At 69.8% G+C, this 12,604-nt stretch carries 9 protein-coding genes and 3 pseudogenes; 3 read left to right on the top strand and 9 right to left on the bottom strand.

Going from position 1 to position 12,604, the window contains the following annotated elements; translation table 11 throughout:
- Positions 1 to 37: 37 nt before the first annotated feature.
- The 3 genes from IE263_RS17295 to IE263_RS17305 all read right to left on the bottom strand — a co-directional run bounded on the left by IE263_RS17295 (position 38) and on the right by IE263_RS17305 (position 4,848).
- On the bottom strand, positions 38 to 3,760 hold the full coding sequence (locus IE263_RS17295) for an SMC hinge domain-related protein (RefSeq protein WP_189937353.1): 3,723 nt from the start codon (positions 3,758 to 3,760) through the stop codon (positions 38 to 40).
- Positions 3,761 to 3,982: 222 nt separating this feature from the next.
- Entirely contained in the window at positions 3,983 to 4,186 is a 204-nt protein-coding gene (locus tag IE263_RS17300; protein ID WP_073491170.1) for a hypothetical protein, read from the bottom strand.
- A 380-nt stretch (positions 4,187 to 4,566) separates the two neighbouring features.
- Positions 4,567 to 4,848, bottom strand: coding sequence for an acylphosphatase (locus IE263_RS17305; RefSeq protein WP_189937355.1), 282 nt, complete (start codon positions 4,846 to 4,848; stop codon positions 4,567 to 4,569).
- A 190-nt stretch (positions 4,849 to 5,038) separates the two neighbouring features.
- Here IE263_RS17305 and IE263_RS17310 point away from each other — a divergent pair, with 190 nt between their 5' ends.
- Positions 5,039 to 6,139 (top strand): CAP domain-containing protein, encoded by a 1,101-nt coding sequence (locus IE263_RS17310; RefSeq protein ID WP_189937357.1) that lies wholly within the window; start codon positions 5,039 to 5,041, stop codon positions 6,137 to 6,139.
- A gap of 20 nt (positions 6,140 to 6,159) precedes the next feature.
- Here the strand turns inward: IE263_RS17310 and IE263_RS17315 are convergent, their stop codons facing one another.
- The 3 genes and pseudogenes from IE263_RS17315 to IE263_RS17325 all read right to left on the bottom strand — a co-directional run.
- On the bottom strand, positions 6,160 to 7,401 hold the full coding sequence (locus tag IE263_RS17315) for a tyrosine-type recombinase/integrase (RefSeq protein ID WP_189937359.1): 1,242 nt from the start codon (positions 7,399 to 7,401) through the stop codon (positions 6,160 to 6,162).
- Positions 7,401 to 7,598 (bottom strand): helix-turn-helix transcriptional regulator, encoded by a 198-nt coding sequence (locus IE263_RS17320; protein ID WP_189937361.1) that lies wholly within the window; start codon positions 7,596 to 7,598, stop codon positions 7,401 to 7,403. Before IE263_RS17320 ends, IE263_RS17315 begins: the two co-directional genes overlap by 1 nt.
- Positions 7,595 to 8,524: pseudogene (locus IE263_RS17325) on the bottom strand (replication initiator); the annotation flags it as partial. The pseudogene IE263_RS17325 and the gene IE263_RS17320, both read right to left, overlap by 4 nt.
- A gap of 886 nt (positions 8,525 to 9,410) precedes the next feature.
- Between IE263_RS17325 and IE263_RS17330 the strand changes: the two are divergent.
- Positions 9,411 to 10,217, top strand: a complete 807-nt coding sequence (locus IE263_RS17330; protein ID WP_189937363.1) for an IS5 family transposase — start codon at positions 9,411 to 9,413, stop codon at positions 10,215 to 10,217.
- Here IE263_RS17330 and IE263_RS17335 read toward each other — a convergent pair.
- Positions 10,159 to 10,662: pseudogene (locus tag IE263_RS17335) on the bottom strand (hypothetical protein). The gene IE263_RS17330 and the pseudogene IE263_RS17335 sit on opposite strands and share 59 nt — an antisense overlap.
- Before the next feature lie 294 nt (positions 10,663 to 10,956).
- Here IE263_RS17335 and IE263_RS17340 point away from each other — a divergent pair.
- Positions 10,957 to 11,097, top strand: a complete 141-nt coding sequence (locus IE263_RS17340) for a hypothetical protein (RefSeq protein ID WP_189937690.1) — start codon at positions 10,957 to 10,959, stop codon at positions 11,095 to 11,097.
- Positions 11,098 to 11,160: 63 nt separating this feature from the next.
- Here the strand turns inward: IE263_RS17340 and IE263_RS17345 are convergent, their stop codons facing one another.
- Together IE263_RS17345 and IE263_RS50020 are read right to left on the bottom strand one after the other, a co-directional pair.
- On the bottom strand, positions 11,161 to 11,616 hold the full coding sequence (locus IE263_RS17345) for a hypothetical protein (protein ID WP_229911023.1): 456 nt from the start codon (positions 11,614 to 11,616) through the stop codon (positions 11,161 to 11,163).
- A 244-nt stretch (positions 11,617 to 11,860) separates the two neighbouring features.
- A pseudogene (locus IE263_RS50020) lies at positions 11,861 to 12,097 on the bottom strand (transposase); the annotation flags it as partial.
- Positions 12,098 to 12,604 lie beyond the last annotated feature (507 nt).

Genomic DNA, 12,604 nt, shown 5'->3' on the forward strand with positions numbered 1-12,604 from the left:
GAGTCGGGCTAGCGAAGCCTTTGAAGAGGTGAAGGGATCACCGAAGGCGCTGGGAGATCACCTTTGACACACCGTCGCCCTGCATGGACACGCCGTACAGCGCGTCGGCGACCTCCATCGTGCGCTTCTGGTGCGTGATCACGATCAGCTGCGAGGACTCCTGCAGTTCCTGCATGATGCGGATCAGCCGCTGCAGGTTGGTGTCGTCGAGGGCGGCCTCGACCTCGTCCATGACGTAGAACGGGCTGGGCCGCGCCTTGAAGATCGACACCAGCATCGCGACGGCGGTCAGCGACCGCTCGCCACCGGACAGCAGCGACAGCCGCTTCACCTTCTTGCCCGGCGGCCGGGCCTCGACGTCCACGCCCGTGGTGAGCATGTTGTCGGGGTCGGTGAGGATCAGCCGCCCCTCACCGCCGGGGAACAGCCGGCTGAACACGCCCTCGAACTCGCGGGCGGTGTCCCGGAACGCCTCGGTGAAGACCTGCTCGACGCGCTCGTCGACCTCCTTCACCACCTGCAACAGGTCGGCGCGCGTCTTCTTCAGGTCCTCGAGCTGCTCACTGAGGAACTTGTGACGCTCCTCCAGCGCGGCGAACTCCTCCAGGGCGAGCGGGTTCACCTTGCCGAGCTGCTGGTAGGCGCGTTCCGCCGCTTTCAGCCGCTTCTCCTGCTCGGCCCGCACGAAGGGCCTGGGCTGGTTGCGCGGGTGCTCGGGATCCTCCGGCAGCTGTTCGCCCTCGGCGGGGGGCGAGGGCGGCACCAGTTGGTGCGGTCCGTACTCACTGATGAGCCCCGCCGGTTCGACACCCAGCTCCTCCAGCGCCTTCGTCTCCAGCTGCTCGATCCGCAGCCGCTTCTCGGCGCCGAGTACCTCGCCCCGGTGGACTGAATCCGTCAACTTGTCGAGCTCGGCCTTGAGATCGCGCCCGGCACCGCGGGCGGCGGCCAGCTCCTGCTCACGGCGGGCCTTGGCGGCCTCGGCGGCGACGCGTTCGGCGTCCGCGCGCTGGAGGGACACCTCCACGTGCGCGAGCAACTGCCGCGCGCCGGAGGCGACGGCCTCCGCGACGGCGGCCTCGTGCCGCAGCCGCGCCCGCCGTTGCTCGGCACGCGCGCGTGCCTCGCGTTCCGCGCGGGCGGCCCGGTCCAGCGAGTCGGCCCGTCCGGCCAGCCCCTTGACCCGCTCCTCGTGCGTACGGACCTGAAGCCGCGCCTCCATCTCGGTCTGCCGCGCGTTGGCCCCGTCGGCGGCCAGCCGGTCCCGCACGGAGGTGTCCGGCTCCTCCTCCACCGGCATCTCCTCGGCCACGGCCAACCGCTCGGCCAACTCCTCGGCCTCCTGGACGGCCTTGTCGAGCGCCTCCTGCGCCCGGGCAGCCGCGGCAACCGACCGCTCGGCCTCTCCCGCGGCACCGCGAGCCTGTCCGGCGAGCCGCCCGAGCTGCTGGGCGACAGCCGACTTCTCCCGCTCGGCGGCCCGCCGCCGCTCCCCCAACTCCTCGACGAGCCCGGCACACTCCCTGCGCCGCTCCCCCGCCGCCTGCTGTGCCCCGGTCAGCTCCTCGCACCGCACCGCCAGCTCCTCCAGCTCGGCGGCGGCCTCGTCCACAGAGGCCTGCACCTCGAGCAGACTGGGTGCCCCGGCGGATCCACCGTGCGCGAAGTGCGCCCCCAGCAGATCGCCTTCGGCGGTGACGGCGGTGAGATCGGGCCGCGCGGAGACGAGATCCTCGGCGTCCTCGAGCGTCCCCACCACAACGATCCCCCGCAGCAGCCGTCGTACGGCGGGCCTGAGGTCGGAGGGGGCGCGGACGAGGTCGGCGGCGAAGGGGGGACCGGCCGAGTCGGCGGAGTCGGAGAGGGCGGGCCACAGGCCGTCGCCGGTCCCGGCCGCCTCGCCGGGTACGGCGGAACCGCCGGCTCGCCCGTCCGCGCCCGCTCTGTCGGACACGGCACCGGAGGCGGCCTCGCCCTGCGCGGGCAACGCCGTCACCTGGTCACCGCCGGCCCGGACTTCCGCAGCCGGCGGTTCCTCCGGTGCCCCTGCCAGCAACAGCGCCGCCCGCCCTCCGTCCTGCTTGCGCAGCAGGCGGATGGCGTCGGCGGCGGCGGACGGGGTGGTCACGGCGAGGGCGTCGGCGGCGGCGCCGAAAGCGGCGGCGAGGGGGACCTCGTAGCCGGGGGTGATCGTGAGGAGTTCCGCGGCCGGTCCCAGCAGCCCGCCGAGACGTTCCTGCGCGGCCAGCAGCGCACCGGTGCCGTCCTTGCGGCGCAGGCCCATCGCGAGGGCCTCGTGGCGGGCCTGGGTCGCGGCGCGCTTGCGTTCGGCGGCGGTGGCGGCCTCGCGGGCAGCGCTGAGCGCGGCCTCCGCCTCGGCGAGCTGCCGCTTGGCCGCCTCGTGCTGCTCGGCGAGTTCCGCGTCGCCCGCGTCGAGGCCGTCGACCTCCGCCTTCAGGGCCTCGTACTCCTCCTGCGCGGCGACGGCCCGTTCCTGGGCCTCGTCGCGGGCGGCGGCCAGGCGGTCGATCTCGGCCTGGGCGGAGGCGGCGCGGGAGCGGGCCGCGTTGACCTGGCCGTGCAGTCGGGCGAGGCCCTCGCGGCGGTCGGCGATGGCGCGGGCGACGTCCTTCAGGCGCCGTTCCTCGACGGCGAGTTCGCGCTCCAGGTCGGCGCGGTGGGCGACGGTGTCGTCGAGGGCCCGCTGGGCCGCTTCCAGGGCGGCCTCCAGCTCGGCCTCCTGCTCACGGATGCGGGCGGCCTCGCGCTCCATGTCCTCGGGGTCGCGGCCGCGCCGCTCCTCGGGGGGCGCGGAGGTGGCGCTCTTCACGCGCGCGTCGGCGAGCGAGATCGTGCCGCGGACACGTTCGGCGAGCTGGGACAGCTCGTACCAGGACTGCTGGGCGCGCTGGAGCCGGGGCGTGAGCTGCCGGACCTCGTCCTCCAGGAGCGCCTCCCGCTGGAGGGCCCTCTTCAGCTCCTGCTCGGCCGCTTCCTTGCGTTCCTTCAGCGCGGCCTCGTCGGCGACCTCGGCCTGGAGGGCCTCCCGCAGCCGTACGAGATCGTCGGCGAGGAGCCTCAGGCGGGCGTCGCGGAGGTCGGCCTGGATGACGGCCGCTCGTCTCGCGACCGCCGCCTGCCGGCCCAGCGGCTTCAGCTGGCGGCGCAGCTCGTCCGTCAGGTCCTGCACGCGCGCGAGGTTGGCCTGCATCGCGTCCAGCTTGCGCAGCGCCTTCTCCTTGCGCTTGCGGTGCTTGAGGACGCCCGCGGCCTCCTCGATGAAGGCGCGGCGGCCCATCGGGTCGGCGTGCAGCACCGAGTCGAGCTGGCCCTGGCCGACGATGACGTGCATCTCGCGGCCGATGCCGGAGTCGGACAGGAGTTCCTGGATGTCGAGGAGACGGCAGGTGTCGCCGTTGATCTGGTACTCGCTGCCGCCGTTGCGGAACATGATCCGCGTGATGGTGACCTCGGCGTACTCGATGGGCAGGGCCCCGTCGGAGTTGTCGATGGTCAGGGACACCTCGGCGCGGCCCAGCGGGGGGCGGCCGGTGGTGCCGGCGAAGATGACGTCCTCCATCTTGCCGCCGCGCAGCGACTTGGCGCCTTGTTCGCCCATGACCCAGCTGAGCGCGTCCACCACATTGGACTTGCCCGAGCCGTTCGGTCCGACGACACACGTGATCCCCGGCTCGAACCGGAGTGTGGTCGCCGAGGCGAACGACTTGAACCCTCGGAGGGTCAGGGCCTTGAGGTGCACGCCGCTGGACTCTACCTTCCGGGGATGTCTCACTCCATGAACCCGCGGTTTCACCCATGAACGCGCAGGGCACACCAGACGTTAAAGAGACTGAAAGGATGCGCGGGGGAAAGAAAGAAGGGACGCCGAAGCGTCCCTTGCAACTTCTGACAACTAAGCGGTCCGACGCAGTTGAAAAAGTCGCCCAACCGCTGCGTGTGCTGTTGTGGAGCGGTGCAGCGATCAGGTGAGCGCAGGCTCCGCCTGGTGTGCGTCGATGCTCTCCATGAACCTGTCGTGAGAAGCGGCAGCCGTCAGAGCGTCGTTCTCGGCCTGGATTCGTCCGAGCTCGTTTTCCAGGTCCTGGACGCGCTGCTGGAGCCGTCGCATCTCGGCGAGGAGTCGCGGGTCGGAGCCGCCGACGTAACCGAGAAGCGCCTTTGCCATGATGGATGGTCCTCCACACTGAGTGACCGACCGAAGCGGTGTGGGTCGTGAGGGATTCGCACCCGCGATGCTTGGCATGATCTTGTTCGTGCTGCCGTTCATCCATGCCAAACAGCTAGGTGCGCGGGGTACTTTCAGCGTCTCACCAAAAAGTTTGACGGTCAACACGATCACGCCCCGTATCGGCGGGCAACCCTGGGGCGCGCAGCCGGAAACGGCGGCGCTGCGACTCCTGCGGGGCCCTCAGGGCGTGGCGATCATCCTTGCGTGCGGAGCCTGCCACCGCAAGCGGTTCTTGGCAACCACCTGCTCCTTTCTGCTTGGGGCAGTTGCCGGTGGCATGCCCCTCCGCTTCAGCGCGGCGACCGGGCGCCCGGTCGTCAGCGGACCGCGAAGCCGTCGTAGCCGCCGCGTGGTGTGTCCCATATCTCGGTGACGCCGTCCACGCGCCCGGGCGTGTCGTCACTCTGGAGCCAGTCCAGCAGGCCCTCGCAGCCGTCCCGGGCCCCCTCGGCGACCACCTGGACCCGGCCGTCGGCCAGATTGAGAGCAAAACCACTCAGGCCGCCGATCTCCAGCGCCTTGGCCCGCGTGAACCAGCGGAAACCCACGCCCTGGACGTGTCCGCGCACCCAGGCGACCAGCCGTACATCCTCGCTCATGGATGCAACCTAACCAGGCAATGTCACTGGGGACACTTCCTCCTCCAGCGGCATGCGGTACCGTCCCGACCCAATGCATCTCATATGAAACTCACTCGATCGAGTGAGTCAGGTTGACCATCCGGAGTCATGCGCCACTGGGCGCGCGGGTCGACCACAGGGACACCGTTTGGACGAGGAAGGCCAGGACATGGGACGCCACCGACGCTCCGCCGCCGGCCGCGCCACGGGGGGCGACCGCACCGACGGCTCGTACGCACAGGACTCGTACGGCGACAACCCCACCGTGGGCATCGCTCCGTACCTGAACGCGGAGGCGTACGCCGACTCCGTCGCCAGGAGCCAGGAGTACCTGTACGCGACGGACGACGAGTACACCCGGGCGTCGGCCGACACCGCGGTCCTCTCGGCCGAGGGCTTCGCGCCGGACGACGGCGGGCGCCGGCCGGGCTCGGGGCGGGGCGGTTCGAGCCGCCGGCGCAAGAGGAAGGCCGTGACACCGGTCAAGACGGGTCTGCTCGGAGTGTCCGCGGCCGTCGCCCTCGGCACGGTCGCGGTGGCCTCGGGCGTGGTGCCCGGCCTCGACAACTACCAGATCGGCGGGGGCGGTGGCGCCGACAAGGTGCAGGCCGCCGACTCGCCGACCAACTCGGCCTCCGAGCAGGGCGGCACGTCGGGCTCCCTCGAGGCCGACCGTGACGGTACGACGACCAGCCGCGACGCCGGCCGGTCCACGTCGCCCTCGGCTTCGGCGTCGTCCTCGTCCCCCGCCCCCTCGGCCTCCAAGGCGTCGCCCAGCGCGTCGCCGACCACCGAGAAGCCGAAGGCCACGCCGACGAAGGAACCGGAGAAGACCCCGTCCAGGGCGGCCACGAAGGCGCCGGAGAAGACCACCCCGGTGACGGTCTCGGCCGAGGCCCAGGCTGCTGCGGAGGTCCTCAAGCTCGTCAACGAGGAGCGCTCCAAGGTCGGCTGCAGTCCCCTCGCCGCGAACAGCGCGCTGGCGGATCTCGCCGAGAAGTTCAGTGAGGACATGGCCGCGCGGGGCTTCTTCGACCACACCGACCCGGACGGGGCGACCCCCTGGGATCGGGCCGCGAAGGCCGGCATATCCGACCTCGGCGGCGAGAACATAGCGCGGGGGCAGACCGACGCGGCAGCGGTGATGGAGGCCTGGATGAACAGCCCCGGCCACCGCGCCAACATACTGAACTGCGACTTCAAGACCCTGGGCGTCGGCGTGCACTTCGGGTCCGGCGGGCCCTGGTGGACCCAGAACTTCGGGTACTGAGATAACCGCAGGTCAGAGGCCTAGGAACCTTCCTGGGCCGTCTCTGGGCCGTCATCCGCGGGTTCGTCGTCCCCGAAGACGCGATCAACGGCGGCCCGGGTTCGGGTCTCGCTCGACGGCATCAGGTGCGTGTACGTGCGCAGCGTGAAGCCGGGGTCGTGGTGCCCCAGGTACTCACTCAGGGCCTTGATGCTCTCCCCCGCGTCCAGGAGCACCGAGGCGTAGAAGTGCCTCAGCGCGTGCATGCCGTTGTCCCGCCCCGTCTCGACGTCCACGGCCCGAAGGGCTGGACGCCATACGCGATCATTGAAGCGGTTGCGGTCCAGCGCCAGACCCATGGAGCCGGTGAAGATCAGCGATGCCGTGACCGGCGGGCCGTCGAGGGTCTTCCACGGCAAGGTGACCTCTGTAGCCGGGTGGTGCTTCAGGTGGCCAGCGAGCGCGAACGCGACGGACTCAGGCAGAGGTACGTCACGTTCCTTGCCACCCTTCGGCGGAGCGAACACCGGTCGATGACGTTGAAGCAACTTGACCTGTCGCACGACGTGCACCACGCCGCCGAGGAAGTCCACGTCTTCCACGGCCAGGCCGAAGGCCTCACCCTGCCGTAGGCCGAGGCCGGCCGCGACGCTGACCAGAGCTTGGTAGCGGTCTGGCAGCGCCGCTCGAACGGCCATGACCCGTCCGACAGGCCAGGGCTTGACCTTGCGAGGCTCGAGCCGGGGCGCCCGCACGGATCGAGCGCTGCACGGATTCGCTCGAATGATCCGGTCCTCAACAGCGGCGGTGAAGACGGTCGAGACGCGCGCGAAGATCCCGCGTCGGTACCCCGCCGACAGCCCTCGATCTTCCAGGGTTCGTAGCCAGAGGCGGAGATGAGAAGGGGTGAACGATCCCATGGGCCGAGTGCCCAGGTACGGAATCGCGTGGAGCCGTAGCCGACTCTCGACCGACTCACGCGTCAGGGGGTCCGTGATCTGCGTGGTCATCCACTCGGTGGCGTACTGCTCGAACGTGACCTTGCCTGCGTCCGGGTCGACGTAGTCGCCACGCGACATGTCCGCCTCGATGTTGGCCAGCCACTGCTCCGCCTTGCGCTTCTGCTTGTCCGGGAAGCTCTTTGACTTCTCGGAGCCGTCCGGCCCGATGTATCGGGCGCGGTACCGCAGGCCAACGCCGTAGCGATCAGTCTTGAGCTTGTGGGGCTTGCCGTCAGATCCGGTCTCGGTCTTGTACCAGCGGTCTTGGATGTGTCCGGCCATCAGGCGGCCCCTTCCATGAGGGACTCGACCCAGGCCCGCACGTCCTCGGGGTCGAAGCGGAGGTGTCGGCCGACGCGGAAGCCGCGGGGGCCGATGCCCTTGCGCCGCCACTGGTAGACGGTTTCGACGCTGGGCAGGCGCAGCAGGATGACGAGGTCTTCCGGGGTCAGGTACTGAGTGGGAAGCGGTCGCTTCATGCGCACACCTCCCAGTCCTTCGGGGCGGGTTGGTCGGCCAGGGCCTCACGGGCGGTTTCTCGGTTCAGTTGGATCTCCTTTGCGATGGTTGCGGCGAGCCAGGATTCGCCGGGAGTGTGGCCTTGTCCGGCGTAGGTCCAGTGGGCGAGCACGAGCGTGGAGCCCTCCGAGTCATCGAGGTCTTCGGAGAGCCCCCGTTCGCGGCGTTCCTGCCGGGCGCGGTAGTCGGCGCGCACCTGGCGCAGGGCGCCGAGGGTGGTGGAGTAGCGGCGGGACTTGGTCGAGAAGTGCCCGCGGAACCCGAGCATGTGAGCCCACCGGGCCAGGAGCCGTTCCGGGTAGGCGTCGTCCAGGTCCCAGCAGGCTTCGATGAGCCGCCGCGTGTGGGCGGGCAGGGGGAGCTTGTCCAGCTCGGAGAGCTCCCCGATGCGGTGGTCAACGGTGCCGGTGGTCTCGGCCGCCTTGGTGGCGTACTTGGCCACGTAGGAGGCCACGGCCTGTTCGGTCAGCTCCTCGTGGCCCAGGGCGCCGATCGGCTGTACGTCGACCTGCGAGCCCCACCGCAGGGTGCGGGCGGGGAAGTCGCCGGACGCGGGCACGGGTACGGAGACGCGTCCGGCAGCCGCGCGGATCGCCTCGTCCAGGAGCGCGGTTGTGGCCCAGGCCGGCAGGGAGGTGTCGGGCCCGTCGGGTCCGTCGAGGCGCACCACGGCGTGGAAGTGCACGGCCCGGCGTTTCTGGAACTCGGCGACCTTGCCGAAGGAGACCCGGCACACCTCTTTCAGCTCCGATTGGGTCAGGCCCGCGCGGGCGGCGAGCTCGCGGCGGAGGTAGATGGTGAAGCGGCGCCACAGGTCCCCGGCGAAGTTGTTGAACAGCACCGCGCCCGCGTAGTCGTACGAGCCGGGGTCCAGGGCCGTGCCCAGGGCGGATCCCTGGACCACGGCCCGCATGATCCAACGAAGCCCAAGCCGTCGCGCACTTGGGATAACACGAGTCGACAGCACCTCTAAGGTTCATCAGCTCCCCCATGCTTCACAGCCCCTCAGGGCTTGAGCCTCCATCCCCTTCGGTCACCGGTCCTCCGGCGGCACAGGTCCAGGGTGGGGGCTCTTGGCCTTCGGCCATCCGGTCGCTGTGTCCCTTCCGGCTTCCGGCCGCCACTGGGTTGATCACACACCACCGGCCCGCACTGCGGGCCGGCGCGCGGCTCGGGGCTCGGGGCTGCGCTCCCGCCTACGGCTGCGCGCCGCCCCGGCCCCGCGCCACCTTCGATGCCCCGGGGTGATCACGCTTTTCGCTCTGGCCCCGCCACGGGCCGACGCACCGGACCGAGCCTGATCCCCAACCATGGCCCAACACCACCAGGCCCGACCTGGTGGAAGACGACACGGCCCCACAGGTCCGATCACACGGTGCGGCCACAGACCAACAGACGCTTTGTGCTCCAAAAGCAGGTGCGCGACGGCTGGGGCTTCGTTGGATCATGCGGGCCGTGGTGGGCGGGATCGTGGGTGGCTGGGGCGGTCGGCTCCACGACTTTACTGGCTGTTCTCTATCCGCTCACGTGGTCGGTGGGCTTCGAACAGCGTCCTGGTTCGGGTGAGTTGGCCGGTGCGTGGGCATGGAAGTAGGGCCTCTTGGTAGCTCGCGGTTGTCGAGTCCAGCGAGAATCAAGAGGCCCCGTTGTCGAAGTGTCGCGTGGTCGTGGTTGCCGGGTCCAGTTGGTCCACTCGTGGGTGTGACTGCCTCGCCCACAGGTTCGGTAACGCGGCCGACCGGCCGGATCGCCGGCCCCGGTACGGCTCGGACATGAGCGACGCCGAGTGGGATCTGGTGCGGGATCTGCTGCCGGTTCCGGGATGGCTGGCAGGCCGCGGCGGCCGACCCGAGGGCTACTGTCACCGGCAGATGATCGACGCAGTGCGCTACCTCGTCGACAACGGCATCAAATGGCGGGCGATGCCCGCAGACTTCCCGCCCTGGCCGCGCGTCTACGCCTTCTTCGCCCGCTGGCGGGACACGGGGCTGGTGGGCGAACTGCATGACCGCCTGCGCCAGGCGGTCCGCCGGGCGGAGGGCCGTGAACCGGAGCCGAGTGCGGCTGTGGTGGACTCCCAGTCGGTGAAGGCGGACGCCACCGTCGCCCACGACTCACGCGGGTTCGACGCAGGCAAGAGGATCAACGGGCGCAAGCGGCACCTGCTCACCGACACGCTCGGACTTCTCCTGGCCGTGCTGGTCACACCGGCGTCGACGACCGACCGGGACGCCGCCAGGACACTTCTGCCGACAGGCACCAGCCGCTTGAGGCGGCTGGCGCGGGTCTGGGCCGACGGCGGCTACACCGGTCACCTCGCCGACTGGACCACTCAGCATCTCGGGCTCGTCCTCGACGTCGTCCGCCGCCGCGAGGACGTCCGCGGCTTCCAGGCACTGCCCCGCCGCTGGGTCGTCGAAAGATCCTTCGCTTGGCTCCTGCGCAGCCGGCGCCTGGTCCGGGACTACGAACGACGCACCGACACGAGTGAGTCCGTCATCCGGTGGTCGATGATCGCACTCATGAACCGCCGCCTGGCCGCACAACATCATCGGCCTGCTGAGATGCCGGCAGCGTGAACCTTCCAGGCTTCGCTTCCACCAGCCAGCCCCGTTCCACCAGCCTCTTCAGACGCGCTCTCGCACCCTCGACGCGGGAGGCGGACGCGCTGTCCCAGCCGAGCACCACGGCCGTCCGCCGGGCATCCAGCCCATCGGCTGCGGCCTCCGTCGCGGCAGCCATCACCGCCTGGTAGTCCACCGACAGGTCCTCGACCCCTGCCGCGTTCTTCCGATGCGGCACCGCGCGTCACGGTCCGACCGGCTTCTTCAGCGACCCGCCGACCACCACGGCGGGCGCATTCTCCTCGGCCAGCGCCTCCAGATACTGCTCGAGGCCGATCACCCTTCGCCTGAGCACCTCTTTCGCGTCCGCCAAGTCCGTCCGCACCCGCTCCAGCTCGGCTTCGAGCTCTTCCACCCGCACCACCGCGGCCTGCCGCCGCGCTTCCAGAACCGCCCGCATCGACGGCATCCGCCCCCACAACATCTCGGCCAGCAACGAGCCGAGACTTCCACGACAGCCACAATCCCATGTCTGACCAGCGGAATCCGTACACGAGGTTCGGAAAGAGAACGACCTCTTAGCCAGCCACTTTGGCGCGAGCCTCGAAGATCATGGCCCCAACGTCGTGCTTTAACGGGCAGGTCAACAGACTGCCCGACGCGCCGGAAGCTTACGGGGCCATGATCACTCGCGCCAAAGCAGCTCCCGGCCAAAGTCGTTCCGCCGACCTTGTCGAGCCCATGACACCACCGGTTGTCGAACGCGGTCGACGGCTCCTCCCCGCCCCCGGCCCCCGCCGGCACCCAGACCGGCGGCATCCGCCTCCACAAGGAGGACGGCGCGGCGCTGTGGGCGTTCGGGGCGACGGAGACCAGGGTCAGGGTCGTCGAGTAGCTCGCGAGTCGTGCGCGGCGATGCCCCGGACACCCTCATCGGCGTGCCCGGGGCGGTGTGACCTCAGCAGACGGACATGGTGTTGAAGTCGTACGTCGCCGCGTTCGGGAACTTCCAGATGACGTTGGGGTTGGCAGGGGCGCGGTACGTACCCACGTTGGGCCCTGTGAAACGGACTTCGGCTCCGCCCGTCTGGTTGTTGAGCACAGAGAGCGCGTCGATGAAGTTCGAGAGTGACCGCGTACCGCACTTGTACAGGTGGAAGATGCTCTGCTTGCCGTCGCCCTGACCGACCGATACACAGGCGATCCCTGATGCCCGGGCGCAGTTCTTGAGCCACGAGTCAGCTTGGTCACCACCCGGTATATCCCGCATCACCCACTCGCCGTCGTGCAGGGGGGAGATCCCCGGCGTCCACGCGGTCGCGGCTGCCTGGGCCGGTGCCTGCGCAGCCAGCGGAAGAAGGAACGCGGCGATCAGCGTCACGACCGTCGCAGCCGCTCGTTTTCTCAGTCCCATGGGGTCTCCTCTGGAGTCGAAACCGACGACTCGAACCGTAGACCGCACCAGGGACGTCGTGACCCTGACAGCTATCAGGGTGGGTCGGCTCGGGGCGCGTCCGAGGCAAGGGCTGCGGAGCCCCCTTTTCGAGCCCCGGCGGCATGCTGGTGGGGGCGTACGACAGTGGAGTCGACCGACACCAGCCAGTCGATGTCGCCGGCGTATCCGCCTGGGACTGGGCTGCCTGGCGCATCTGCTCGAACGTGCCGTCCAGGGCCCAACGGCGAAAGCGGGTGTGCAGCGTCTGCCACGGGCCGTACCGCTCGGGCACATCGCGCCAGGCCGTGCCCGTGCGGAACTTCCACACGATCCCGTTGAGCACCCTTCGGTCATCCAACCGCTTGCGGCCCCGCAATGACTCGGGCAGCAGCGGCCGGACGAATTCCCACTCTGCATCGGCCAGTTCATGGCGCCGTATCACCAGACCATGATCGACCATGCAAGACCAATTGAAGACACGACCTAGGCCCGCCGGCGTCACACTCGGCGCCCGCGTCTTGGCAGGGCGGAGGAGACTATGCGTGCCCCCTACGTGCCCGATCGAGCAGCAACGATCGGGGACCCACGGGGAGCCTCGGGAACACCGAGGTCAGCGTCTCGCCAGCTAAGCGCCGATCCGCATACGCGATCTTCCAAGCTGGTGCTGTACAGCAGTGGAGTACAGCAACCGGCACAACCGCAGTCGACCGTCATGAGCCCTCGACGACCGGCTGACCAGCCCGGCAGGCCTCAGCGACCGTCGCGCCTGTAGTTCGCATCGAGGGGCTGCGGCACGGTCAACGGGCCGTGCCACTCTCGTGCCAGATCGGACGGGGTCTCACGGGGAACCGCGGTGCGGCACGGCACTCAGCGCCAGACGTGCCCGAGTCGGCAAAGCCGCTGATCACCCGAGCATCTGCCCAACCTCGCTCCTAAAGCGGTGCGCGGCGACATCTAGGTAGCGATC

The sequence above is a fragment of the Streptomyces aurantiogriseus genome (assembly GCF_014649375.1).
GTDB lineage: Bacteria > Actinomycetota > Actinomycetes > Streptomycetales > Streptomycetaceae > Streptomyces > Streptomyces aurantiogriseus.